Below are 22,793 nucleotides of genomic sequence, written 5' to 3'. Positions count from 1 at the left end.
GCATGAGAACTCAGGACCGGGCATCTGCGGCTGCGAAGAAGTCCATCGCCGCCGGGCCGGTGATGGGGGACCGGCTGCCCGCCCCGCCGCGTGAGCGCAAGCCGGCGCTCGCCGCCCTGGCCGCCCTGTTGGTGCTGGCCGGGGCGCTGGGCGCCACCATGCTGGTGATGCAGGCGGGGGACCGGATCGAGGCTGTCAGGATCACGGAGCGGGTGCCCATGGGCGGCACCATTCCGGAATCGGCGATGACCTCGGTTCTCGTGGCTGATGATTCATCGGTCAACTATGTGCGCTGGGAACAGCGCGGCCAGCTGAAAGAAGAACTCCGGGCGGCCACCGATCTGGTGGGCGGCACTATTCTGATCGGCGAAATGCTGACCGGGGAAGAGACCCTGCCCGAGGACGAAGTCATTGTCGGAGTTTCCCTCCAGCCGGGGCAGTTCCCGGCCGGACTGAAGGCGGGGGACACCGTCGCCGCCTACTGGGTCGGCCGCGAACGCAACAGCGGGGACGAGGAGAGCTCGACCCAGCAGACGGTCATCACCGAGGAGGCCCACGTGTCCGTCGTGCACGGCAGCGGGGACTCCATCGGCAACACCTCGCTGCCCGTGACCCTGCGGGTGGCCCGCGAGGACGCAGCGGCCCTGACCCGGGCGGCCTCCGCCGGTGAGGTCTCGCTCGTCATCATCGCCGCGAGCAACTGAGCCGAGCCCATGACGAGGAGAAACTGAGCAGATGGCGCTGATCGCACTGGCCGCGGACAAGGGGGCCCCCGGGGTCACCACCACGGCTGTCGCGCTGGCCGCGCTGTGGCCGCGCCGTGTGCTGCTCGCCGAGGCCGACCCGGCCGGCGGGGATCTCGTCTACCGGTCGGTCGGCGCCAACGGCCGCCCGCTCGATCCGGGCACCGGGATACTCTCGCTCGCCGCCACCGCGCGCCGCGGGATCGCCGCCGAGCAGCTGTGGGACCACTCGCAGCGGGTCGCGGGCGGCCTGGACGTCATCATCGGCCTGGCCTCCTCCGACCAGTCCGGCGGTCTCACCGGCCAATGGGGCGCGCTGGGACGGGCCTTCGCCGAGCTGGCGCAGTCCCCGCACCAGGAGGCCGCCGCCGACGTGCTGGCGGACCTGGGACGGCTCGACGCACACTCCCCGGCGCAGGCGCTGCTGCCGCACGCCGCCCTGCTGCTCCTGGTCACGCGCGGGCAGCCGGAGAACCTCGCCCATGTACGGGACCGGGCCGCCGCCCTGCACAACAAGCTGCACGGGCAGCAGCGCGGCACCTCTCACCTGGGCCAGCCCCGGATCGGGGTGCTGCTGGTCGCCGAACCGCAGCACGGCGCCAAGATCGCCGCACAGGTCAACGAGATGCTCATCGCCTCGCAGAGCGGTGCCCGGGTCGTCGGGCTCATCGCCGAGGACACCGCCGGGGCCGAGCAACTGGCCGGCCGCAGGCGCGGACGGCTCGACAAGTCGCTCCTCGTCCGCTCCGCCCGCAAGGTCGTCACCGACGTGCACCAGACCTACGGCGCGGACCTCAACCCCGTCCGCCCGCCCGTGCCGCAGCAGCCGGGCGCGCAGGCCGCCGCGTACGCGCCGCCGCCGTCCTACGGTCAGCCGGGGGCCGGCGCATGAGCGAGGTCAACCACCAGCTGGTGAAGCGGTTCCGGCAGGAGGCGGGCGACCGCCTCGCCGAGCAGCGGCGCATCGACCAGGCCAGCGGCGTACGGCCGATGACCGCCGAGGACGAACGGCACTACGCCCGCGCCGTCATCGCGCAGGTGCTGGAGGAGTACGCGCGGGCTGAGATCTCCGAGGGCCGGGCGCCGCTGGACGCCCAGTCCGAGGAGGACTACGCCTCCGCCGTGCACGCCGCGCTGTTCGGGGTGGGCCGGCTCCAGCCGCTGCTGGACGACGTCGACGTCGAGAACATCGACATCAACGGCTGCGACCAGGTCTTCATCGGCTACTCCGACGGTCGTGAGGTCCGCGGGGACCCGGTCGCCGAGAGCGACGAGGAACTCGTCGAACTCATCCAGATCCTGGGCGCCTACTCCGGTCTCAGCTCCCGGCCCTTCGACTCCGCCAACCCGCAGCTGGACCTGCGGCTGCCCGACGGGTCCCGGCTGTCCGCCGTCATGGACGTCACCCGGCGCCCCGCGCTGTCCATCCGGCGTGCCCGGCTCGGCAAGGTCTTCCTCGCCGACCTGGTCGGGAACGGCACCATCACCCCGGAGTTGGGCAGCTTCCTGTCCGCCGCCGTCCGGGCCCGCAAGAACATCATGATCGCCGGGTCCACCAACGCCGGGAAGACGACCCTGCTGCGGGCCCTGGCGAACGAGATCCCCGCCGAGGAACGCCTGATCACCGTCGAACGCGCCCTGGAGCTGGGGCTCGACCAGTTCCCCGAACTGCACCCCAACGTGGTGGCGTTCGAGGAACGACTGCCCAACTCCGAGGGCCAGGGCCTGATATCCATGGCCGAGCTGGTACGGCGGTCGCTGCGCATGAACCCCTCCCGGGTCATCGTCGGCGAGGTGCTCGGCGACGAGATCGTCACCATGCTCAACGCCATGTCCCAGGGCAACGACGGGTCGCTGTCGACCATCCACGCCAACTCCTCCGCCGAGGTGTTCAACCGCATCTCCACCTACGCGCTCCAGGCCAGTGAGCGGCTGCCCATCGAGGCCAGCCAGATGCTGATCGCCGGCGCCGTCAACTTCGTGGTGTTCATCGAACGCCGCAACACCTACGCCCAGGGCGGCAAACTCCACCGCATCGTCTCCTCCATCCGCGAGGTCAACGGCGTGGACGGCCGGGTGCTCTCCAGCGAGGTGTTCGCCGAGGGCCCGGACGGGGTGCCGCGCGCGCACGCCGCGCTCTCGTGCGGTGACGAACTGGCCCTGCACGGCTACCGAGGGGCCTGGGGGTGAGCGCACCATGACCGGATCCGGGCTGTTCTCGCTGACCGCGCTGTACGCGCTGGTCTGCGGCGTCGCGGTCGGCGGCGGCATCGCGCTGCTGGTGACGGCGATCCGCGGCGTGCCCCCGAAGACCTCGGAGGAACGCGCCCGCGCCGAGCGCCGCAGGACCGAACTCGCCCGCTTCGCCGGCCGCCGCGGCACCATCGCCGGAGCCGCCGCGCTCCTCGTCCTGCTGCTCACCCGCTGGCCGATCGCCGCCATCGGCACCGCCCTGCTGGTGTTCTCCTGGAGCAAGCTGTTCGGCGGCGCCGCCGAGGAGCGCGCCAACATGCGCCGCGTCGAGGCGCTGGCCGGCTGGACCGAGTCCCTGCGCGACACCATCGCCGGGGCCGTCGGCCTGGAACAGGCCATCCCCTCCTCGGCCCGCGCCGCCGCGCCCGCGCTGCGCGTACCGCTCAACAACCTGGTGGACCGGCTCCGTTCGCGGATGCCGCTGCCCGAGGCGCTCCAGGAGTTCGCGGAGGAACTGGACGACTCCTCCGCCGACATCATCATCGCCTCGCTCATCCTCAACGCCCGACTGCGCGGGCCCGGCCTGCGCGAGGTGCTGGGCGCGCTCGCCAAGTCGGCGCGCGAGGAAGTGGACATGCGCCAGCGCGTCATGGCCCAGCGCGCCTCGACCCGGCGCAGCGTGCAGATCGTCGTCGGGGTGTCCGTCGCGTTCCCGCTCGGGCTCGCCATCTTCAACCCGGGCTTCGTCGAGCCCTTCGGCGACACCCTGGGCCAGGCCGTACTGGCCATCGTCTGCGGCCTGTTCGGCCTCGGCTTCTGGTGGATGCGGCGGCTGGCCAGGATCGAGGTGCCCGAGCGGTTCATGGCCCGGGCCGACGAGAGCGAGCAGCTGCGCGAGCGGCAGCCGTCCGAACAAGGGGGAGTGCGGTCGTGAACTCCGACATCACCACGGCCGTTCTGGTCGGGGCGGTCTTCGGCCTCGGGGCGTACGCCCTGATCCGGGCCCTGATGCCCACCCGGCGCAGCTCGGTGGCCACCGTCGCCCGCATCGACGCGCTGCGCCAGCGCGGCGGGTTCGGGCACGTCCCGTACAGCGCCGTGCCGCACCAGGGCGGCGCGGACGCGGGCAAGAAGCCCAGCCGGTTCGACGAGGCGCAGGAGCGGATCGGGGAGCGGCTGGCCGAGCTGTACGTGCAGCGCGGCTGGGAACAGCGCTCGCTGCGGGCCGACCTCGCGCTGCTGGACCGCACCTGGGAGTCGTTCCTGGCGCAGAAGGTGGTACTGGCGGCGGCGGGGCTGTTCTTCGGGCCCTTCCTGTTCTCCATGGCCTGGCTGATCGGCTTCGGTGCCAGCCCCGTCATCCCGGTGTGGATGGCGCTGGTGTTCGCCGCCGTGTTCTTCTTCCTCCCCGACCTGGAGGTACGGCGGGACGCCAAGGCGCGGCGGCGTGACTTCCGCCGGGTGGTGGCGGCCTACCTGGACCTGGTGGCCATGAGCCTGGCCGGCGGGCGCGGCCTGCCGGAGGCGCTGAAGGCGGCGGCCGAGGTGAGCGACGGCTGGGCGCTGCGGCGCATCCAGTCGGCGCTGGCGGACGCCCGGATCACCGGATTGACGCAGTGGCAGGCACTGGGCAAGCTCGGTGACGAGGTGGGCGTCGACGAACTGAAGGATCTGTCCGCGTCCCTGGCGCTGGTCGCGGACGACGGCGCGAAGGTGCGGGCCTCGCTCTCCGCCCGTTCGGAGACGATGCGGCACCGCGAACTCGCCGAGATCGAGGGAAGCGCGGGGGAGAAATCGCAGTCGATGCTGATCGCGCAGCTGCTGCTGTGCTTGGGATTTCTGATCTTTCTGATCTATCCGGCCGGAATGCGGGTGTTCTCGGCATGACCAGCTTGAGAGGTAAGTGACATGAGCAAGTTCCGTTTCGCGGCGGCCGATTATCTGGTCGCCCTGGTGCGCTCCCGGACGGCGGGCGCCGACCGTGACCGCGGTGCCTCCGCCATCGAGTGGGTCATCATCGCGGCGGTGGTGGTCGGCATCGTCGCCGGGGTGGCGGCCGTGATCATGAACGCGATCGACGACCGGGCCGGCAACGTGAGCGAGTGCATCCAGGGCGCGGTGAACTACGCGGACTGCTGAGCGGGCGCCCGTACCGCGGGCCGGCGGGGACGCGGGGAGCACGGGAGTACGGGGAGCACCGGGACAACGGGGAACACGGGAAGTACGGGGAGTACACGGGGATGACCAAGCGAGCGGGCCGCTGGCTGCGCCGCCGGATCGGGGAAGGCTCCGACCGGGGCGGCGCCGTGCTGCGCCGCGGCGAGCGCGGTGACCGCGGCAGCTCGGCGATCGAATTCGTCTTCCTCACCCCGCTCATGTTCTTCCTGATCTTCGGGGCCGTGCAGTTCGCCATGTACTCCTTCGCCCAGGACGTCGCCAAGGCCGCCGCACAGGCCGGCGCCCGCACCGCCCGCGCGGAGGCGGACGCCGATCCGATGGGCTGGCAGTCCAAGGCCCGGGAGAAGTCGTACGACTACATCGACCAGCTGGGCCGGGGCATGTTCGACTCCCCGCCGTCGGTGTACACCACCTTGCCGGCGCCGGACACCGTACGGGTGGAGGTGCATGCCACCGTGCCGTCCATCGTGCCGGGCATGACCATGACCGTACGGGCCTCGTCCGAGGGGCCGGTCGAGCGTTTCGTGCCGGACGGGGGGTGAGTTCCGTGGCCGCCGCGCAGCGCGACGACCGGGGCCTGTCCTCCGTCGAGGTGGTGTTCCTCGCGCCGCTCATGATCGCCTTCATCCTGGTGCTGGTCGCGATGGGCCAGCAGGTCTCCGGGCGCGCCGCCGTCAGCGGCGCGGCCCGGGACGCGGCGCGGGCCGGCTCGCTGGAGCGGGACGGCGCCTCCGCCGCCTCCGCCGCCGCCCGTACCGCCGAGCGGGAACTGGGCGAGGTGTGCGTGGGCGGTACGGTCCGGGTCGAGGTGACCTCGGGCGGCGGGCACGAGGCGGGCTCGCTGTTCAGCGTGCGGGTCAGCTGCAAGGTGCGCGCGCTGGACATGCTCGGAGTGCCCGTCGCCTCCACCCTCAGCGGGGCGTCCAGTTCGCCGATCGACCCGTACCGGAGGTCGGGATGAACGGGGAGAAGGAGACGGCGGTGGACAGCGGGAGCGGGGCGGGCGCGATGCCCCGGTGGCGGCGGCTCACCGGCCCCGCCGACGGCTCCGACCGCGGCTCGGGCGCCGTCCTGGTCATCTTCTTCGCGATCGTCGTGCTGGCGCTGGCCGCGTTCGTGGTGGACGGCGGACTCGCCATCCACCAGCGGGAGCGGGCCGCCGACATCGCCGAACAGGCCGCCAGGTACGCCGCCCAGGACCTCGACGAGGAGGCGCTGCGCGAAGGTCTCGGCAACGCCCCCATCAACTTCGGGAACTGCGCCAACCGGGTCGCCGAGTACGCTGCTTCGGTGGACATGAACGCGGCGGACATCGCCGCGTCCGCCTGTTCGCAGGCGTCCGTGGACCGGGTCACGGTACAGATCCGGCTGACCTACCGCCCGGTGTTCACCGGGTTCTTCTTCGACCGTCCGCTCGAGGTCTGGGGCACGGCCACCGCCGAGGCCCAGATCAACTGATCGACCACTGATCCATCACCATCGGGGAGTTCACGTCATGGCGAACCGAACGCCGGTGCCCGTGAAGGCCGGGCGCAGCTTCAGCGACATCATGAAGGCGGCCCTCGCCTTCGTGGCGCTGGCCGCGCTCGTCGTCGGCGTGCCGTTCTCCCTGGCCACGCTGATCGGCTGGCCGCTGCCGCGCACCATGCCGGGTCTTGACACCCTCCAGGAGGAGATCAGCACCACCGCCTTCATGAAGGTGCTGGCGCTGCTGGTGTGGGTGGCCTGGGCGCAGTTCACCGCGTGTGTGCTGGTGGAGGTCAAGGCCGCGCTGTCCGGGGTGGGCATTCCGGCCCGGGTGCCGGGCGCCGGGCCCAGCCAGCTGCTGGCGCGGCAGCTGGTGGGGATGCTGCTGCTGGTCACCGCCTCCGCGGCGTCGTTCGTGCCGGGGCTGAGCGGCATCGGCGGGGCCTTCGACGGCGGCAACTCCTCGCAGGTGGTGGCGGAGGCCCAGCAGACCCCCGGAGGCGCCGGGCCCGAGTACGCCTATCTGCCGGGCGGCGGCGGTGGCGGCAACGACGTGGAGCCCGCCATGGCGCTGCCCAACGAGGCGGCGGGCGAGGAGGAGTCGGCGGAGGCGGCGACCAAGTACTACCGCATCCAGCCGCCGGAGGGCCGGCACCACGACACCCTGTGGGGCATCTCCGAGCGGCACCTGGACGACGGGCTGCGCTACAAGGAGATCTACCAGCTCAACAAGGACCGGGTGCAGCCGGACGGTTCGAAGCTGACCGAGGCGTCGCTGATCCGTCCCGGCTGGATTCTGGAGATGCCGGCCGACGCGCACGGCGGCGAGCTGGTCGAGATGCCGCATGAGGCCGAGGAGCTGTCGCAGGACGAGGTCGAGGAGTTCCGGGAGTACCAGCGCACCGGGGACACCGCGTGGCCCTCGGCCGAGCCGGGCGCGGGAGGGGGCGGCGGAACCGACGCCGGATCCGGCGGCGGCGCCGACACCGGGGCCGATCAGGCCGGCATCGGCGTTCCCGAGCTGGGCCTGGCACCCGAGGACGCCGGGAACGCCCCCTCGCTGCCCGCCTTCGACACCACGCCGTTCCAGCAACTTCCCGACCAGGCGCCGCAGGACGCTCCCGAGGCCGCCGCGACCGCCGAGGACGACGGCGGGTTCGGGCTGCCCGAGGCGCTGCTCGGCGCTCCGCTGCTCGCCGCCGGGCTGCTGATGGCGCTGGGCCGTACCCGCCGCAACGCGCTGTGGCAGTCGGCCGCCGGGACCCTCGCGGGCCGTGGCGTGGGCGACGACCTGGCGCCGGGCTCCACCGCCGCGCACAACGTCCGCGACGCGCTGCTGGTGGGCGCCGCCCCGGACGCGGTCGCCTTCCTCGACCACGCGCTGCGCCGGCTGTCCGCCGCGCTGGACTCCGAGGGCAAAGTGCTGCCCCCGGTGTACGCGGCCTGGCTGACCGACCACGAACTCCACCTCCAGCTGGCCGCCCCGGCCGGACGCCCGCCCGCCCCGTGGCGGCCGGGCCAGTCCGACACGTACTGGACGGTGCGCCGCGACGCGCTCCCCGCCGACGGCGGCGCGCCGGACGCGGAAGCCCCCTACCCCGGCCTGGTGTCCCTGGGCGTGCGCGACGACATGCGGCTGCTGCTCAACCTGGAGGCGGTGCCCGGCATCGTCTCGGTGACCGGCGCCCGCGCCGACCGCGAGGCGGTGCTGGCCTCCATCGCCGCCGAACTGGCCACCAGCGGCTGGGCGGACCGGATGACGGTCACCCTGGTCGGTTTCGGCGGCGAGCTGACGGCCCTGGCCCCCACCCGCGCGCGGTATCTCGACGATGTCGCCGGGCTGCTGGAGGTCATGGAGACCGAGACCAATCTGCGCCGCGGCGCGCTGCGGCACACCGGGCAGGAGTCGATCCTGACGGGCCGCACGGGGCCGGCCAGGCAGCAGCAGTGGGCGCCGCATCTGGTGCTGATCGGCGCGGTGCCGACGGCCGAGCAGGCGGACCGGCTGGCGGCGCTGGCCGCGGTCTCCGCGCAGCTGGGCATCGGCTATCTGGTGACCTCGGACCGTCCCGATCTGCCGGGCATCGCCTGGGAGTTCGAGATCTCGGGCGAAGGGGTGCTGACCGAGCCGGAGATGGGCCTGGAACTGACCGCCCAGCTGCTGCCCGCCGCCCAGCGCGCCGCGGTGGTGGAGCTGTTCGCCGAGCTGACCCGGGAGCCGGGCGGCGGCGCGGCGGGCGCCGCCGGGCCCGCGTTCGCCGTGGACCTGAGCCAGCGCGGCAAGCCCGACGTGTATGCCCAGGTGATGGGCGGGTACGAGATCACCGGGCTGTCCGTGCCCGATCCGGAGCGCGGTGAGCAACTGCGCGAGGCGCTGGCGCTGTTGCTGCTGCACCGCGAGGGCGTGCACCCCCGGGTGCTGGCGTCCGCGCTGTGGCCGCGCGGTGTGCCGGACGACGTACGGGAGGCCCTGATCGGCCGGCTGCGGGAGTGGCTCGGCACGGACGCGGCGGGCGCCCCCCGGCTGTTGACGGCCGAGGACGGCCGGCTGTCGCTGGCGCCGGGGATCGTCTCGGACTGGGATGTGCTGCGCACCCTGCACCACCAGGCGGTGTCGGTCGGCGGCGGTGTCGCGGCCGAGCGCAAGCGGCAGCTCACGGACGCGCTGAGCCTGGCGCGCGGACCGCTGCTCCAGGGGCAGCGGGAGGGCGGCCGGTTCGGCTGGCTGGAGCATGAGATCGTGGACGCGCAATACCCGTTGCTGGTCTCGGAGATCGCGCTGAAGCTGGCGGCCGAGCAGCTGGCGAGCGGCGGCAGTGAGCAGGCGTATGTGGCGATCAGGTCCGCGCTCGCCGCCTCGCCGACCGATGAGCGGCTGTGGAACGAGCTGCTGCGGTCGGCGAAGGCGACCGGCAAGGCGGACTGGCTGCGCGGGGCGGCCGACTGGCTGCTCGCGCACCACGCGCATCTGTACGGCCCGGCACAGGCGTTGCCGGCGCAGACGGAGGCGTTGCTGGACGAACTGCTGCCGGGGTGGCGGAGCACGGTGGCGGCGGCCGGCTGACGGTACGGCCCTCCCCAGGTTCCTCATCCGCGCTCAGGTGGCAAGATCATCTGATGACATGTCGAGAAGGGCACCGAGGAGGGCTGACACTTGGTCATGGCGCGCGACGATGACGCCGACCACTCGCTCAAGTGCTCGTTCTGCGGCAAGACCCAGGAGCAGGTCCGCCGGCTGATCGCCGGCCCCGCCGGGGTCTACATCTGCGTCGAGTGCGTCGGGGTGTGCAACGACCTGATCGAGGAGGAGCTGGGCAGGCCCGACGAGAGCCTGCCCACCGAACTGCCCAGGCCCCGCGAGATCCACCGCTATCTGGACCAGTACGTCATCGGCCAGGAGGACGCCAAGCGCGCCCTGGCGGTGGCCGTCTACAACCACTACAAGAGGGTGCGCGGCACCGCCGCCGCCGAGGAGAACGGCGAACGGCCCGTCGAGCTTGCCAAGTCCAACATCCTGCTGCTCGGCCCCACCGGCTGCGGCAAGACGTACCTGGCCCAGACGCTGGCCCGTTCCCTGAACGTGCCCTTCGCCATCGCCGACGCCACCGCCCTCACCGAGGCCGGCTACGTCGGCGAGGATGTCGAGAACATCCTGCTCAAGCTGCTCCAGGCCGCCGACTTCGATGTGGCGCGCGCCGAGACCGGCATCATCTACCTCGACGAGATCGACAAGATCTCCCGCAAGAGCGAGAACCCCTCCCTGACCCGCGACGTCTCGGGGGAGGGGGTGCAGCAGGCGCTGCTGAAGATCATGGAGGGCACGGTCGCCGCGATCCCGCCGCAGGGTGGGCGCAAGCACCCGCAGCAGGAGCTGATCGAACTCGACACCTCCCAGGTGCTGTTCATCGCCGCCGGGGCCTTCGCGGGCCTGGAGACCATCGTCGGCGACCGGCTCGGCGGACGCGGCATCGGCTTCGGCGGCGAACTGCGGGCGGCCACCGCGCCGCCGCCCGGCGACCCGTTCGCCGGGGTGCAGCCGGCCGACCTGGTGCGGTACGGGCTCATCCCGGAGTTCATCGGCCGCCTCCCGGTCATCACCCGGGTCACCGCCCTGGACCGGGCGGCCCTGCTGCGCACCCTGACCGAGCCCCGCAACGCGCTGGTCAAGCAGTACCAGCGGCTGTTCGAACTCGACGGCGTGCAGCTGGAGTTCGACCGCCCCGCGCTGGACGCGATCATCGAGCGGGCGATCAGCAGGGGCACCGGGGCGCGGGCGCTGCGCGGCGTCATGGAGCGCGTGCTGCAGCCCCTCATGTACGAGATCCCCGGCCGCTCCGACATCAGCCACGTGGTGGTCGACGAGCGCACCGTCATCGAGAACGCGGACCGGGCCCGCTTCCCGCACCAACGGCGCGGCCAGTGACCCGGGTCGGGGACGCGCTGTCGGCCGGGGTGCGGGCTGTCCGGGACCGTGGGCCCGGCACTCTCCCCACCCCCGGCGGGGCCGGCCGTGCGGCGCGGCCCCGCCAGGGGTGTCCCGGTGGTGGTCAGCCGTCCCAGCCGCCGGCGAACGGCGTGGTCCGCCACTGCTCGACGGCCGGCATGAGGTACTCCGTCAGCTGGGGAAGCCGCGGGATGAGCGTGAGGGTGGCGATCACCCGCAGCGTGCCCACGGCGTTGACGAAGCGCAGGACATCGCCGTCCAGCGGTCTCGTGCCGGTGTCCCGGGCGCCGCGGTCGTAGGCGGCTTCGAGTTCGGGCCCCAGTCCCGCCAGGTCCCACTCGACCGGCCCCAGCGTGATCATCTCGAAGTCGGCGTAGCGGTCCCCGTCCGCCCCGGAGAAGATGTTCGCGGGCGGGCAGTCGCCGTGGACGGGCTGGAGGTCGATGCCGGGGAACCGGGCCTCGAAGGCCGCGCGTGAGCGCACGAGGGGTTCCAGGACCCGCCATTCGCGGCGGGCGCGGTCCAGATCGCCGGCCCCGATGAGGTCGGGGTGCCGCTCCAGCCGGGCGAGTGCTTCGGTGACGAACCAGGGTTCGGCCGAGGACAGGAACTCCAGGCGGCCCGGGTAGGCGCGCAGCGCCGCGTGCAGGGCGGGGACGCTCTCGGCGTTCGCCGCGTAGTCGGGTTCCTTGTCCCGGGCCTCCTCGACGTAGGCCCAGAAGGTCATCGAGAATCCGCCGCGCCGGACGGGTTCGCGCGGCACGAGCGGGCTGGGGGCGAGGACGGGAACGCCCTGGTCGGCGAGCCACTGTGTCACGTCCAGCTCGTCCCGCTGGCGGCGCGCGAGGGCGTTCAGGTCGTCGGGGCGGGGCAGGACGGTGGGGATCCGGGCCACCACCGGTGAGGGCGCCAGGTGGACGACGACGGAGAAGACGTCGTGCAGCACGGTGGGTTCTGTGACGGTCAGGCCGAGCGCGCGCCCGGCGGCGACGGCCGCCTCGACGGCGGCGGTGGTCCGGTCGGCGAGCTGTCGCGCGGTGAGGTGGGTGGTCATGGGCGTCATGGGTCCTTCGTCTCAGCGGATGGCCGCGGGTGCGGCGGGCAGGTCGGGGCGGGGCCGGGCCGTGGGCCGCGCGAACGGCGGCGGCGGCCGGGGCCGGGCTCAGACGAAGAAGAGGTAAGCCATGACGCCACCCTAACAAGACGAACCGTCTCGCCTCAATATCTGCGGCAGGGGCTGCCCGTGATCCCCGGCACAGGCCACGTACCGGACGCGGTCTCGCACCGCCCGCTCCGGGCGGCGGGCCGGACGGAGCCGCGCGTGCTCATCCGTTGCTGATTCGCGGCCCCCAGGGTGGAGGCATCGGCCGGCGCCCGGAGCGCGAGGGCCGCGGAACGAAAGGCACAGTCCCATGACGCAGAGCATTCCCGGTTTCGCCTACCAGCGGGTGGCGGTGGCGGACGGTGTGGAGCTGAACGTGGCGGTGGGCGGCTCAGGATCGCCCGTCGTGCTGCTGCACGGCTTCCCGCAGACGCACCTGATGTGGCGGCACGTCGCGCGGAACCTGGCGGCCGACCACACCGTCATCTGTCCCGACCTGCGGGGCTACGGCGCCAGCGACAAGCCCGCCGAGGACGGTCCCGAGGTCTACTCCAAGCGGACCATGGCCGCCGACATCGTCGCGCTGGCCCGCGCCCTGGGCCATGAGCGGTTCGCGCTCGCCGGGCACGACCGCGGCGCCCTGGTCGCCTTCCGGGCCGGCCTGGACCACCCGGACGTCATCACCCACCTGGCCTGCCTGGACGTCCTGCCCACCGTGGACATGTGGGACGCCCTGCACGGGGTACGGGCGGCCGTCGGCTTCCACCTCTACCTGATGGCCCAGCCGCCCGGCCTGGCCGAGGAGATGATCCGGAACAGCTCGGACGCGTTCTTCTCGTACTTCCTGGACATCTGGGCGAACGACCCCGAGGCCGTGCCGCCGGCCGTGCGCCAGGTCTACCTCGACGCCTGCCGTGCGGCCGTCCCCTCCATCGTGGCGGACTACCGGGCCTCGGCCGGCATCGACATCGAGCACGACGAGGCCGACCGCGCGCAGGGGCGCAGGCTGGCCATGCCGGTCACCGTCCTCCAGCAGGACTGGGGCGCGCAGCTGGGCTACGAGGCCGCCGCCCTGTGGGGCGCCTGGGCCGGGGACCTCGACCACGGCACGGTCTCCTGCGGGCACTTCATGGCCGAGGAGGACCCCGACGCCATCACCCGGCGGCTGCGCGACCTCCTCGCGCGCTGACCTCCCCGAACGTCCCCGGGCTCAGCCGTTCCCTCCGGCGTTCAGCATGCGTGTCACGGCGGTGACGACGGCCTCCCGGTGTTCCGCGACGCGGGCGGGGTCCTCCGGGTCCCGCCCGTCGGACCGCAGCAGGCCCACCGGGCTCAGGTACCAGGCCTGGGCCACCGCGTAGATGAGGACCAGCAGGTCGACGGCGGTCAGCGGCGCGCTCTCGGCGGCCGACACCGCCGTGGTCTTGGCGAGGTAGCTGTCCATGGGCTCGGACGCGGACCGGGGGCGTTCGAGCTGGGCCCACATGGTGATCCGCAGCGTGGTGGGCTCACGCCGGTGGTAGTCGAAGAGGTCGCCCGCCCAGGCGGCGAGGTCATCGGGGCGCGGTGGCACCGCGGCGGCCATGGAGGTGATCGCCTTGGTGAGCGCGGCGTCGAAGAGCTGGTCCTTGCCGCCGTAGTAGGCGTAGATCATCCGGACGTTGGTCCCGGCCGCCTTGGCGATCCGTTCGATGCGTCCGCCGGCGTGCCCGTGTCCGGCGAACTCCGAGAGCGCCGCCCCCAGGATCCGGGCCTTCGTCGTCTCTGCGTCGCGTGGCGGCATGTGCTCTCCAGCCCGCGCGGGCGGGCGGTTGACAGTGATCAGGGCGCCTCCTAGGCTAGCAATAAATAAGCATTTACTTACTTAGCCTCCGCGGACAGCCGGGTCCGCGGGACGCGGAACCCCACAGGAGCCGACATGACCGAACCGAGAAATGCCCTGGTCACGGGCGGGAACCGGGGCCTGGGCCGGAGCACCGCCCGCGCCCTCGCCCACCGCGGCATCAAGGTCGCCCTCACCTACCGGAGCGGCGCGTCCGGAGCCGCGGAGACGGTACGGATGATCGAGGAGGAGGGAGGCGAGGCGTTCGCCCTGCGCCTGGACATCGGCGACGCCGGGAGCTTCCGGGGCTTCGCCGCTGAACTCACCGGCGAACTGCTCGACCGGTGGGGACACGACCGGCTCGACGTCCTCGTCAACAACGCCGGGACCGGCCTCTTCGACGCCCTGGAGGAGGTGACCCCCGAACGCTTCGACGAACAGGTCGGCGTCAACTTCCGGGGCACGTTCTTCCTCATCCAGGCCCTGGTGCCGCACCTCGCCGACGGCGGCCGGATCGTGAACGTGTCGACCTCCCTGACCCGGCACGTCAGTCCCGGCACATCCGTGTACGCGGCCTCGAAGGCCGCCGTCGAGGCCCTGACCCGCAGCCTGGCGGGCGAGTTGGGGCCGCGCGGCATCCGGGTCAACGCGGTGGCCCCCGGGCCGAGCGCCACCGACTTCAACGGCGGCGCGATGCGGGACGATCCGGAGCTGCGCGACTTCCTCGCGGCGCACACGGCGCTGGGCCGGGTGGGCAGCCCCGAGGAGATCGGCGACGCCATCGCCGCGCTGGTCTCGCCCGGGATGCGCTGGGTCACCGCCCAGCGCCTGGAGGTCTCCGGCGGCGCGCTGCTGTGAACGGCCGGGGGCGGGGCCCGCGGCGCCGGCCCCCGGCGCGTTTCAGCCGCGCAGGGCCCGCAGGGCGTCCCGGGTTTGGGTGAGCGCCTCGATCCGGGACTCGATGCGGTGCAGGTGGCCCGCGATCACCCGGGCCGTGTCCGGGGGCGGCGGACGGTCGGTGTCCGAGAGCAGCAGCAGCTCACCGATCTCGGCGAGGGAGAGACCGGCGGACTGGGCGGTCCTGATGAACACCAGCCGGTCGGCGCTCTCCGGCGGATAGTCCCGGTAGCCGGAAGGGGTGCGCGGGGGTTCGGGCAGCAGCCCGGCCTGTTCGTAGAACCGCACCGTCTTGGTGGTCACCCCCGCCGCGTGTGCGAGCGTCCCAATGCGCATGTCCCGTAGCTTAGGTGAGCGTTGCCTGACCACGTCCGTTCTTCATGATGTCGTGGCCAGAAACTGAGTGGCCGCCAGTTCCGCGTACAGCGGGTTGTCCGCGACGAGTTCGGCATGCGTGCCGACCGCCTGGACCCGGCCCGCCTCCATCACCACGATGCGGTCGGCGGAGGTCACGGTGGACAGGCGGTGGGCCACCACCAACACCGTGGTCTCGCGCGCCGCCTCCGCCACCGTGTCGCGCAGCGCCGCCTCGTTGACGGCGTCCAGCTGCGAGGTGGCCTCGTCCAGCAGCAGCAGCCGGGGGCGGCGCAGCAGCGCGCGGGCGATCGCGATCCGCTGCCGTTCGCCGCCGGACAGCTTGGTGCCCCGGTGCCCCACCAGGGTCTCCAGGCCCTGCGGCAGCCGCTCCACCAGGCCCTCCAGGCGGGTGGTGCGCAGCACCTCGGCCACCGCCGCCTCGTCCGCCTCGGGCGCGCCCAGCAGCAGGTTGTCGCGCAGCGAGCCGGACAGCACGGGCGCGTCCTGCTCGACGTAGCCGATGGTGGCGCGCAGTTCGGCCAGGTCCCAGTCCTCCAGCTTCCGGCCGTCCAGCGTGATGTGGCCCTCGGTGGGGTCGTAGAACCGCTCCACGAGGGAGAACACCGTGGTCTTGCCCGCGCCGGAGGGGCCGACGAAGGCGGTCATGCCGCGCGGCGGCACCTCGAAGCTCACCCCGTGGTGGACTTCCGGCAGTTCGTCGGTGTAACGGAAGCGGACCTCGTGGAAGGCGACGGCGGCCGGGGCGGCGCGCGGTGCGGCCGGCCGGGGCGGCGCGGTGGTGGCCGGGGGCTCCGAGGGCAGGTCGCGCACCTCCTGGATCCGGGTGATGGCGGCGGCCCCGACCTGGTAGCCGGTGATGGCGCCCACCACCTCACTGATCGGGGACATCAGGTAGAAGACGTACAGCAGGAACGCGACCAGCGCGCCGACCTCGATCGACCCGGTGGCCACCCGGGCGCCGCCCACGCCCAGCACGGTGATGAAGGCCGCCTGGAGCGCCACGCCGGACAGATTCCCGGCGATCGCCTGCCACTTGGCGGCCCGGATGCTCTGCCGCCACGCGTCCTGCGCGGCCTCGTGGACCACCGTCTCCTCGCGGGTCTCGGCGCCCGACGCCTTGACGGTGCGCAGCGAGCCCAGGACGCGCTCGACGGCCGTGCCCATGGCGCCGACCGCCTCCTGGGCCCGCTTGCTGGCCCGGTTGATGCGCGGCGCGATGATGCCGATCACCACGGCCATCACCCCGATGACGGCGACCGTGACCCCGAGCAGCACCAGGTCGACGATGGCCATCATCACCAGCGTGCCGATCAGGGTGAGCCCACCGGTGGCCAGCCCGATCAGCGAGTTGGTGGTCATGCCGCGCAGCAGCGTGGTGTCGGAGGTGACCCGGGACAGCAGATCGCCCGGCTCCGAGCGGTCCACGGCGGTGATCCGCAGCCGCAGCAGATAGGAGGTGAGCGCGCGGCGGGCGGTGAGCACGACGGACTCGGCGGTGCGGTGCAGCACGTACGCGCCGAACCCGCCCAGGACGGCGTTGGCGAGCATCAGCACGGTCATCACGGCGAGCGCCCCGCCCACCGGGCGGTCGGCCGACAGGTTCTCGATCAGCCGCTGAGCGAGCAGCGGCAGGGCGAGGCCCGTGGCGCCGGTGGCCAGCGCCAGCAACGCACCGCCGGCCAGCGCCCAGCGGTGCGGCCGTACATAGCTCAGCAGGACACGCCAGGCGGGGGGAGCCCCGGGGGATTCGACAGTGGTCACACTCACCAGGACGCGCGTGGGGCGCCCGGGGTTGATCAGCGGGTCAGGAAAGATCCGCCAGCGCCGTCTCCACCGCGCGGTGGAACGTGGGATAGGAGTAGATCATCTGGCGCAGCCGGTCCAGCGGGACCTCGCCCTGGATGGCGACGGCCAGCCCGTACAGCACCTCGCCGCCGGCCGGGCCCGCGGAGGTGGCGCCCACCAGCACCTGGCGCCTGGCGTCGGCGACGAGCTTGATGAAGCCCTCGTTGCCCGCCTGGTGAATCCAGCCGCGGGTGCTGGAGGTCAGGTCGGCCATGCCGGTGCGGACGTCGATGCCCGCCTCGCGGGCCGCCGCCTCGGTCAGGCCCACCGAGCCGATCTCCGGGTCGGTGAAGGTGACATGGGGCAGCGCCCGGTAGTCGGCCGGCGGCGCCTGCTCGCCGAGGATAGTGCGGGTGGCCAACTGCGCCTGGTACATGGAGACATGGGTGAACTGGCCGACGCCGGTCACATCGCCGATCGCCCACAGCGCGGGCGCCGCCAGCAGCTTCTCGTCGACGGGCAGCGCGCGGGCCTTCGGCTCCAGCTCGATACCGGCGTGCTCCAGGCCCAGGGAGGCCAGGTCGGGGGCGCGCCCGGTGGCCACCAGCAGGCGTTCGGCGGTCAGTTCCTCGCCGTCGTCCAGGCTCAGGGTGAAGCCGGTGGTGTCGTCGTAGCGCACGGCCGTGGCGTGCGAGCTGACGTGCACGACCAGGCCCTCGCGGGTGAGGACATCGGTGATCAGCCGCGAGGACTCGGGCTCCTCCCGGGACAACAGCCGTTCGCCGCCCTCGACCACGGTCACGGTGGTGCCGAAGCGGGAGTACACCTGGGCGAGTTCGAGCCCGACGGGACCGCCGCCGAGCACCAGCAGGGAGCGCGGCGGGGCCTCGGCCGAGATCGCCTCCCGGTTGGTCCAGTACGGCGACCCGGCCAGCCCCGGCAGCGGCGGGACGACGGGGCGGCTGCCGGTGGCGATGACGATGCCGACCCGCGCCCCGTACTCGGTCTCCGGCCCGTCGTCGGAGGGCTTGACGGCCACCCGGCCGGGCCCGGACAGCCGCCCCCGGCCGCGCACCAGGCGCCCGCCGGCGTCGGTGAAGCGGTCGGCGGCGACGGTGTCGTCCCAGTTGTCGGTGGCCTCGGACCTGATGCGGTGCGCGACGGTGCCGAAGTCGGGTGTGACCTCGCTGGTGCCCGCGATGCCGGGCACCCGGCGGGTCTCGGCGATCAGGTCGGCGGCGCGCACCATCATCTTGCTGGGTACGCAGGCCCAGTACGGGCACTCGCCGCCGACCAGTTCGGCCTCCACACCCACCACGTCGAGCCCCGCGGCGGCGAGCTTCCCGGCGACGTACTCGCCGCCGGGACCCATGCCCAGCACAATCACATCTGTCTCTTCGGCCACGTCGTCAGGCTAGGGCAATCGCGCGGGCTCCGCCCGCCGTGCGCCGCCCGCCGCGTCCTCGTGCGGGTCCGCGTCGTGCAGCCCGAACCGGTCGTGGACGCGGCGCAGCGGCGCGGGCAGCCACCAGATGGCGCGGCCGCCCAGGCGCATGGCGGCCGGCAGCAGCGCGCCCCGGATGAGGGTGGCGTCCATCAGCACGGCCAGCGGCAGCCCGATGCCCATGGCCTTCATGAAGCTGATGTCGGAGACGAGGAACGCCAGGAACACGACCGACAGGGCGGTGGCGGCGGCGGTGACGATGCGTCCGATGCGTTCCAGGCCCAGCGCCACGGCGGCGGTGGGGTCACCGCTGCGTTCGTACTCCTCGCGGATGCGGGAGAGCAGGAACACCTGGTAGTCCATGCCCAGGCCGAAGGCGACGGCGAACAGCAGCACCGGCACGGTGCCGTTGATGGCGCCGGTGGCGGTGAAGCCGAGCAGCCCGGCCAGATGGCCGTCCTGGAAGCCCCACACCAGGGCGCCGAAGGTGGCGGTCAGGCCCAGGGCGCTGAGCAGCATGGCGACGAACGGCAGCAGCACGGAGCCGGTGAGCAGGAACAGCAGCACCACCATGGCGGCGCCCAGGGTGAGCGCGGCGACCGGCAGCCGGTCGGTGATGGCGGAGATGCCGTCCAGGGCGACGGCGGCCGGGCCACCGACCAGGATGGGCGAGGGCGGTTCGGCCGCCGCGCCGGAGCGGATGTCGCGCACCAGTTGCTCGGCGCGGCCCTGGTCACCGGGGGCGGGCACCACGGTGAGGGTGGCGGCGTCCGATCCTTCCCCGGCGGTGAGCGCGGCGTGCTGCGGGCCGGGCTGGGCCACCTGGGTGCCCCGGGCGTACGAGCCGGTGGCGGCGTCCACCCGGGCGGCGTCGGGGTGGGCGGACAGCCCGGTGGCGTACGCGGCGAGCTCCTGCTGGGAGGCGCCCTCGGGCAGCACCACCCGTACGGCCATGCTCTCGCCGCTGTCGAACTCGGCGCGCATCACCTCGGCGACCTGCCGGCCGGCGGAGGAGGTGGGCAGGGCCCGCTCGTCGAGGGAGCCCATGTTCAGGGACAGGAAGGGCAGCCCGAGGAGGAGCAGGAAGAGGGTGCCCAGGGTGGCGAAGGGGATGGGGCGGCGCATCACCAGGGAGGCGAGCCGGTGCCAGAAGCCGTTCTCGGCGGCGCCGTCCTCCTGGGCGGCGGAGCGGCGGCGGCGCAGCACCCGGCCGGCCTCGAAGCGCGGGCCGAGCACGGCGAGCAGCGCGGGCAGCACGGTGAGGGTGGTGAGCGCGGTCAGGACGGCGATGGCTATGCCCGAGTACGCGATGGAGCGCAGGGCCAGCAGCGGGAACCAGGCGAGCCCGGCGAGGGTGACGGCGACGGTGATCGCGGAGAACAGCACGGTCCGCCCGGCCGAGCCCATCATCACCCGGATGGCGGTGGCGCTGTCCCGGCCCGCCCGCAGCTCCTCGCGGTACCGGTTGACCATCAGCAGGCTGTAGTCGACGGCGAGGCCGAGCCCCAGCAGCGTCACCACGTTGACGGCCAGGACGGAGACGTCGGTGAGCTGGGCCATCGCCCACAGCAGGCCCATCGAGACGAGGATCGTGATCAGTCCGGTGGCCAGCGGCAGGGAGGCGGCGACGAGGCTGCCGAAGACCAGCACCAGGACGACGAGCATGATCGGGAAGGCGATGGCCTCGCCCTTGATCACATCGCGTTCGCTGAGTTCGCTCACCTCGTTGTTGATCATGGCGGGGCCGCCGACGGCGACGTCCACGCCGTCCCGCTCGCCCTCGTAGCCGGGACGCAGCGCGGTGAGCCGGTGCCCGGCCTCGGTCTCGTCGCCGGCCACGGTGGCCAGCACCAGGGCGCGCTCGCCGTCGGCCGAGCGCAACTGGTCGGCGCCGCCCGCGGTCCAGTACGAGATGACGCCGCTGACGCCGTCCTCGTCCGCCAGCCGTTCGGCCAGCGCGGTGCCTGCCGCCTGCGCCGCGGGGTCGTCCACCCCGCCCGGCGCGTGCACCAGCAGGACCAGGTTGGGGTCCGACTGCCCGAAGTGTTCGGCGAGCGCGTCGGCGGCCTGCCCGGACTCCGCGCCGGGATTGGTGAAGCCACCTCCCTTCACGTCGTCGAACAGGGTCGCGCTGCCGGCCCCGCCGATCAGCGCCAGCAGCACGGCCACCCACAGCACTGCGCGGCGGTGCCCGAGCACCAGCGCGGAAAGCCTCGCGAACATGGTTCCTGTCCCCTCTTCCGGGAGCCCTGGAGTCCCGCGCACCGGCGGTGCCGGCGGCGGGTACTCGTGTGTTGCCAGGGGAGAGGGGCGGGGCGGCCCGAATGTGACATGGCCGACGCGGCGTCCGGCGAGACGTGGGTCACACCGGGTGGGAAACTGGTGCGGTGATCCGGGTGATCCGCGGGGTCAGGGGCACCGGCCGGGAGGCACGCGCTGAGTACGTTGGTGGCCGAGACGCTCTCGGTGGTGTTGCTGCTGGGTGTGCTGGTGTTCGCGGTGTGGCGCCCGCGCGGGCTGCCGGAGGCGGTCGCGGCGGTGCCCGCGGCCGGGGTGGCGCTGGCGTTCGGCCTGGTGACGGCCGACGGCGCATGGCATCAGATCCGCGAACTGCTCCCGGTGACGGGCTTCTTGGCGGCGGTGCTGGTGCTGGCCAGGCTGTGCGACGACGAGGGCCTGTTCACGGCGGCCGGGCGGGTGGTGGCGCGCTGGTGCGGCGGCCGGCCGCGGCGGCTGCTGGCCGGGGTGTTCGCGCTGGCGGCGGCGGTGACGGCGGTGCTGAGCCTGGACGCCACGGTGGTGCTGCTGACCCCGGTCGTCTTCGCGACGGCGGCACGGGTGGGGGCGGCGGCCCGTCCGCACGTGTACGCCTGCACCCATCTGGCGAACTCGGCCTCGCTGCTGCTGCCGGTCTCCAATCTGACGAATCTGCTGGCGTTCGCGGCCAGCGGGCTGACGTTCACCCGGTTCGCGGCGCTGATGCTGCTGCCGTGGCTGGCGGCGATCGCGGTGGAGTACGTGGTCTTCCGCCGCTGGTTCGCGGGCGACCTGGCGGGGCGGGGCGTGCCCGTTCCGGAGCCGGAGCCGTCGGCGCCGACCGAGCCGTCGGCGCCGACCGACCGGCGGGAGCCGGCCCCGCGCCCGGTGTTCGCGCTGACCGTCCTGGCGCTGACCCTGGCCGGGTTCGCGCTGACCTCACTGGCCGGCGCGGACCCGGCCTGGGCGGCGCTGGCCGGTGCGCTGGTGCTGGCGGTCCGGGGCCTGGCGGCCCGCCGTACGACGGTGCCGGTGCTGGTACGGGCGGCGAACGTACCGTTCCTGCTGTTCGTCCTGGCGCTGGGCGTGGTGGTGAAGGCCGTGGTGGACCACGGCCTGGGGGACGCGGTGGACCGGCTGCTGCCGCAGGGCTCCTCGTTCGCCGGGCTGCTGGTGATCGCGGCGCTGGCCGCCGTGCTCGCCAACCTCATCAACAATCTGCCGGCCATCCTGGTCGTCCTTCCCGCGCTGGCGGCGCAGGGTGGGGCGGGCCCGGTGCTGGCCGCCCTCATCGGGGTGAACCTGGGGCCCAACCTCACGTACGTCGGCTCGCTGGCCACCTTGCTGTGGCGGCGGGTGCTGCACGCCCACGACACCGATCCGGGCCTGGGCCACTTCACCCGGCTCGGTCTGGTGACGGTGCCCGCCTCCCTGGTGGCGGCGGTGGTGGCGCTGTGGGCCGGACTGCTGCTGATCGGAGGCTGAGGACCGTATGACCGTCATCATCTGGATCGCCGAACCCACCTGGGCCTCGTGCGTGGACGCGGCCCGCGCGCGGTGCGCCCCGCAAGAGCCGGTCACGCTTTTGGGGGTGACGGACGAGGGGGTCGCCGCGGCGGCGCACGGCGCGTTCAGCGGGCTGCTGGGGCGCGGCCACGGCCCCGGCCAGGACCCGGGCCGCCGCCTGGAGGAGGAGGCGGCGGCGGCCGCCGCCGGACTGCTGGAGCGGGCCGCCGCCCGCCTGGGCCGCCCCGCGCGGCGGGTGGCGCGTACCGGCCGGGTGGAGGACGAGGTGATGGCGGAGCTCGCCGGGCGGGGCGCGGAGGACCTGCTGATCTGCGCCCGGGACGGCGACCGCTCCCGGCCCGGCCCGCACACCCTGGCGCCGCCCACCCGGTTTGTGGTGGACCACGCCCCGTGCCCGGTGCTGCTGGTGTGGTGAGGGGTGCCGATGTCATCCGTGTGACGGCACGGTGACAGCCGTACGAAAATCCTTGCGAACGAAATGAACGTAAGCGAGACCTCGGTCACAGCCTGGTGGATATTGCGTCAAGTGCAATCCGGCCCCCAGCCGAATGACTCCA

Annotated in this window: 21 protein-coding genes; 15 read left to right on the top strand and 6 right to left on the bottom strand. The window is 73.2% G+C overall.

The window, feature by feature from the left end:
• The first annotated feature begins 2 nt into the window (after window positions 1-2).
• From SXIM_RS08270 to clpX, 11 genes are all read left to right on the top strand, one after another.
• A complete protein-coding gene (locus tag SXIM_RS08270) occupies window positions 3-704 on the top strand; it encodes a hypothetical protein (RefSeq protein ID WP_030725289.1) in 702 nt (233 codons plus the stop codon).
• 31 nt (window positions 705-735) lie between these two features.
• Complete coding sequence (locus SXIM_RS08265) at window positions 736-1,635, top strand: hypothetical protein (RefSeq protein WP_030725290.1); 900 nt, start codon at window positions 736-738, stop codon at window positions 1,633-1,635.
• The gene (locus SXIM_RS08260; protein ID WP_030725291.1) at window positions 1,632-2,933 is read left to right on the top strand and encodes a TadA family conjugal transfer-associated ATPase; all 1,302 of its coding nucleotides are present in this window, start codon (window positions 1,632-1,634) and stop codon (window positions 2,931-2,933) included. The genes SXIM_RS08265 and SXIM_RS08260 overlap by 4 nt, the downstream gene beginning before the upstream one ends.
• A 7-nt stretch (window positions 2,934-2,940) precedes the next feature.
• Window positions 2,941-3,870 (top strand): type II secretion system F family protein, encoded by a 930-nt coding sequence (locus SXIM_RS08255; protein ID WP_030725293.1) that lies wholly within the window; start codon window positions 2,941-2,943, stop codon window positions 3,868-3,870.
• Window positions 3,867-4,823 carry a type II secretion system F family protein gene (locus tag SXIM_RS08250; protein ID WP_030725296.1) on the top strand — a complete coding sequence of 319 codons (957 nt, stop codon included), beginning with the start codon at window positions 3,867-3,869 and terminating at the stop codon, window positions 4,821-4,823. The genes SXIM_RS08255 and SXIM_RS08250 overlap by 4 nt, the downstream gene beginning before the upstream one ends.
• 21 nt (window positions 4,824-4,844) lie before the next feature.
• The gene (locus tag SXIM_RS08245; protein ID WP_030725299.1) at window positions 4,845-5,075 is read left to right on the top strand and encodes a hypothetical protein; all 231 of its coding nucleotides are present in this window, start codon (window positions 4,845-4,847) and stop codon (window positions 5,073-5,075) included.
• Window positions 5,076-5,176: 101 nt separating this feature from the next.
• Window positions 5,177-5,656 (top strand): TadE family protein, encoded by a 480-nt coding sequence (locus tag SXIM_RS08240; protein ID WP_078635030.1) that lies wholly within the window; start codon window positions 5,177-5,179, stop codon window positions 5,654-5,656.
• Between the two features lie 5 nt (window positions 5,657-5,661).
• The gene (locus SXIM_RS08235) at window positions 5,662-6,075 is read left to right on the top strand and encodes a TadE/TadG family type IV pilus assembly protein (protein WP_376049951.1); all 414 of its coding nucleotides are present in this window, start codon (window positions 5,662-5,664) and stop codon (window positions 6,073-6,075) included.
• 47 nt (window positions 6,076-6,122) lie between these two features.
• Window positions 6,123-6,572: a TadE/TadG family type IV pilus assembly protein gene (locus SXIM_RS08230; protein ID WP_030725307.1), complete on the top strand. Its 450-nt coding sequence runs from the start codon at window positions 6,123-6,125 to the stop codon at window positions 6,570-6,572.
• 37 nt (window positions 6,573-6,609) lie between these two features.
• Window positions 6,610-9,645 carry a BTAD domain-containing putative transcriptional regulator gene (locus tag SXIM_RS08225; protein WP_046723470.1) on the top strand — a complete coding sequence of 1,012 codons (3,036 nt, stop codon included), beginning with the start codon at window positions 6,610-6,612 and terminating at the stop codon, window positions 9,643-9,645.
• A 96-nt stretch (window positions 9,646-9,741) separates the two neighbouring features.
• Window positions 9,742-11,004, top strand: coding sequence for an ATP-dependent Clp protease ATP-binding subunit ClpX (clpX, locus tag SXIM_RS08220; RefSeq protein WP_046723468.1), 1,263 nt, complete (start codon window positions 9,742-9,744; stop codon window positions 11,002-11,004).
• Window positions 11,005-11,128: 124 nt separating this feature from the next.
• Here clpX and SXIM_RS08215 read toward each other — a convergent pair whose 3' ends face one another.
• The gene (locus SXIM_RS08215; protein ID WP_030725316.1) at window positions 11,129-12,079 is read right to left on the bottom strand and encodes an aminoglycoside phosphotransferase family protein; all 951 of its coding nucleotides are present in this window, start codon (window positions 12,077-12,079) and stop codon (window positions 11,129-11,131) included.
• 358 nt (window positions 12,080-12,437) lie between these two features.
• Between SXIM_RS08215 and SXIM_RS08210 the strand changes: the two genes are divergently transcribed.
• Complete coding sequence (locus SXIM_RS08210) at window positions 12,438-13,316, top strand: alpha/beta fold hydrolase (RefSeq protein WP_046723463.1); 879 nt, start codon at window positions 12,438-12,440, stop codon at window positions 13,314-13,316.
• A 21-nt stretch (window positions 13,317-13,337) separates the two neighbouring features.
• Here the strand turns inward: SXIM_RS08210 and SXIM_RS08205 are convergent, their stop codons facing one another.
• Window positions 13,338-13,910 (bottom strand): TetR/AcrR family transcriptional regulator, encoded by a 573-nt coding sequence (locus SXIM_RS08205; RefSeq protein ID WP_046723462.1) that lies wholly within the window; start codon window positions 13,908-13,910, stop codon window positions 13,338-13,340.
• A gap of 135 nt (window positions 13,911-14,045) precedes the next feature.
• Between SXIM_RS08205 and SXIM_RS08200 the strand changes: the two genes are divergently transcribed.
• The gene (locus SXIM_RS08200) at window positions 14,046-14,807 is read left to right on the top strand and encodes an SDR family NAD(P)-dependent oxidoreductase (protein WP_030725324.1); all 762 of its coding nucleotides are present in this window, start codon (window positions 14,046-14,048) and stop codon (window positions 14,805-14,807) included.
• A 42-nt stretch (window positions 14,808-14,849) separates the two neighbouring features.
• Here SXIM_RS08200 and SXIM_RS08195 read toward each other — a convergent pair whose 3' ends face one another.
• Genes SXIM_RS08195 through SXIM_RS08180 form a run of 4 tightly spaced genes read right to left on the bottom strand, consistent with a single transcriptional unit; the run spans window position 14,850 to window position 20,676 of the window.
• A complete protein-coding gene (locus tag SXIM_RS08195; protein WP_046723461.1) occupies window positions 14,850-15,182 on the bottom strand; it encodes a heavy metal-responsive transcriptional regulator in 333 nt (110 codons plus the stop codon).
• A gap of 42 nt (window positions 15,183-15,224) precedes the next feature.
• Window positions 15,225-16,991 carry an ABC transporter ATP-binding protein gene (locus SXIM_RS08190; RefSeq protein ID WP_046723460.1) on the bottom strand — a complete coding sequence of 589 codons (1,767 nt, stop codon included), beginning with the start codon at window positions 16,989-16,991 and terminating at the stop codon, window positions 15,225-15,227.
• Window positions 16,992-17,028: 37 nt separating this feature from the next.
• The gene (locus SXIM_RS08185) at window positions 17,029-18,414 is read right to left on the bottom strand and encodes a dihydrolipoyl dehydrogenase family protein (RefSeq protein WP_046723459.1); all 1,386 of its coding nucleotides are present in this window, start codon (window positions 18,412-18,414) and stop codon (window positions 17,029-17,031) included.
• A 9-nt stretch (window positions 18,415-18,423) separates the two neighbouring features.
• Window positions 18,424-20,676: an MMPL family transporter gene (locus SXIM_RS08180; protein WP_078635033.1), complete on the bottom strand. Its 2,253-nt coding sequence runs from the start codon at window positions 20,674-20,676 to the stop codon at window positions 18,424-18,426.
• Between the two features lie 213 nt (window positions 20,677-20,889).
• Here SXIM_RS08180 and SXIM_RS08175 point away from each other — a divergent pair, with 213 nt between their 5' ends.
• Both SXIM_RS08175 and SXIM_RS08170 read left to right on the top strand, forming a co-directional pair.
• Window positions 20,890-22,194 carry an SLC13 family permease gene (locus SXIM_RS08175; protein WP_030725339.1) on the top strand — a complete coding sequence of 435 codons (1,305 nt, stop codon included), beginning with the start codon at window positions 20,890-20,892 and terminating at the stop codon, window positions 22,192-22,194.
• Between the two features lie 7 nt (window positions 22,195-22,201).
• Complete coding sequence (locus tag SXIM_RS08170; protein WP_030725342.1) at window positions 22,202-22,651, top strand: universal stress protein; 450 nt, start codon at window positions 22,202-22,204, stop codon at window positions 22,649-22,651.
• Window positions 22,652-22,793 lie beyond the last annotated feature (142 nt).

The sequence above is a fragment of the Streptomyces xiamenensis genome (assembly GCF_000993785.3).
GTDB lineage: Bacteria > Actinomycetota > Actinomycetes > Streptomycetales > Streptomycetaceae > Streptomyces > Streptomyces xiamenensis.
This window is presented reverse-complemented; position numbering and strand designations above follow the sequence as displayed.

Excerpts from the sequence above, each read along its gene's own strand:
- SXIM_RS08270 (WP_030725289.1), top strand. The coding sequence starts at position 3 with ATGAGAACTCAGGACCGGGCATCTGCGGCTGCGAAGAAGTCCATCGCC.
- SXIM_RS08265 (WP_030725290.1), top strand. The coding sequence starts at position 736 with ATGGCGCTGATCGCACTGGCCGCGGACAAGGGGGCCCCCGGGGTCACC.
- SXIM_RS08260 (WP_030725291.1), top strand. The coding sequence starts at position 1,632 with ATGAGCGAGGTCAACCACCAGCTGGTGAAGCGGTTCCGGCAGGAGGCG.
- SXIM_RS08255 (WP_030725293.1), top strand. The coding sequence starts at position 2,941 with ATGACCGGATCCGGGCTGTTCTCGCTGACCGCGCTGTACGCGCTGGTC.
- SXIM_RS08245 (WP_030725299.1), top strand. The coding sequence starts at position 4,845 with ATGAGCAAGTTCCGTTTCGCGGCGGCCGATTATCTGGTCGCCCTGGTG.
- SXIM_RS08240 (WP_078635030.1), top strand. The coding sequence starts at position 5,177 with ATGACCAAGCGAGCGGGCCGCTGGCTGCGCCGCCGGATCGGGGAAGGC.
- SXIM_RS08230 (WP_030725307.1), top strand. The coding sequence starts at position 6,123 with ATGCCCCGGTGGCGGCGGCTCACCGGCCCCGCCGACGGCTCCGACCGC.
- SXIM_RS08225 (WP_046723470.1), top strand. The coding sequence starts at position 6,610 with ATGGCGAACCGAACGCCGGTGCCCGTGAAGGCCGGGCGCAGCTTCAGC.
- clpX (WP_046723468.1), top strand. The coding sequence starts at position 9,742 with ATGGCGCGCGACGATGACGCCGACCACTCGCTCAAGTGCTCGTTCTGC.
- SXIM_RS08215 (WP_030725316.1), bottom strand. The coding sequence starts at position 12,079 with ATGACCACCCACCTCACCGCGCGACAGCTCGCCGACCGGACCACCGCC.
- SXIM_RS08210 (WP_046723463.1), top strand. The coding sequence starts at position 12,438 with ATGACGCAGAGCATTCCCGGTTTCGCCTACCAGCGGGTGGCGGTGGCG.
- SXIM_RS08205 (WP_046723462.1), bottom strand. The coding sequence starts at position 13,910 with ATGCCGCCACGCGACGCAGAGACGACGAAGGCCCGGATCCTGGGGGCG.
- SXIM_RS08200 (WP_030725324.1), top strand. The coding sequence starts at position 14,046 with ATGACCGAACCGAGAAATGCCCTGGTCACGGGCGGGAACCGGGGCCTG.
- SXIM_RS08195 (WP_046723461.1), bottom strand. The coding sequence starts at position 15,182 with ATGCGCATTGGGACGCTCGCACACGCGGCGGGGGTGACCACCAAGACG.
- SXIM_RS08180 (WP_078635033.1), bottom strand. The coding sequence starts at position 20,676 with ATGTTCGCGAGGCTTTCCGCGCTGGTGCTCGGGCACCGCCGCGCAGTG.
- SXIM_RS08170 (WP_030725342.1), top strand. The coding sequence starts at position 22,202 with ATGACCGTCATCATCTGGATCGCCGAACCCACCTGGGCCTCGTGCGTG.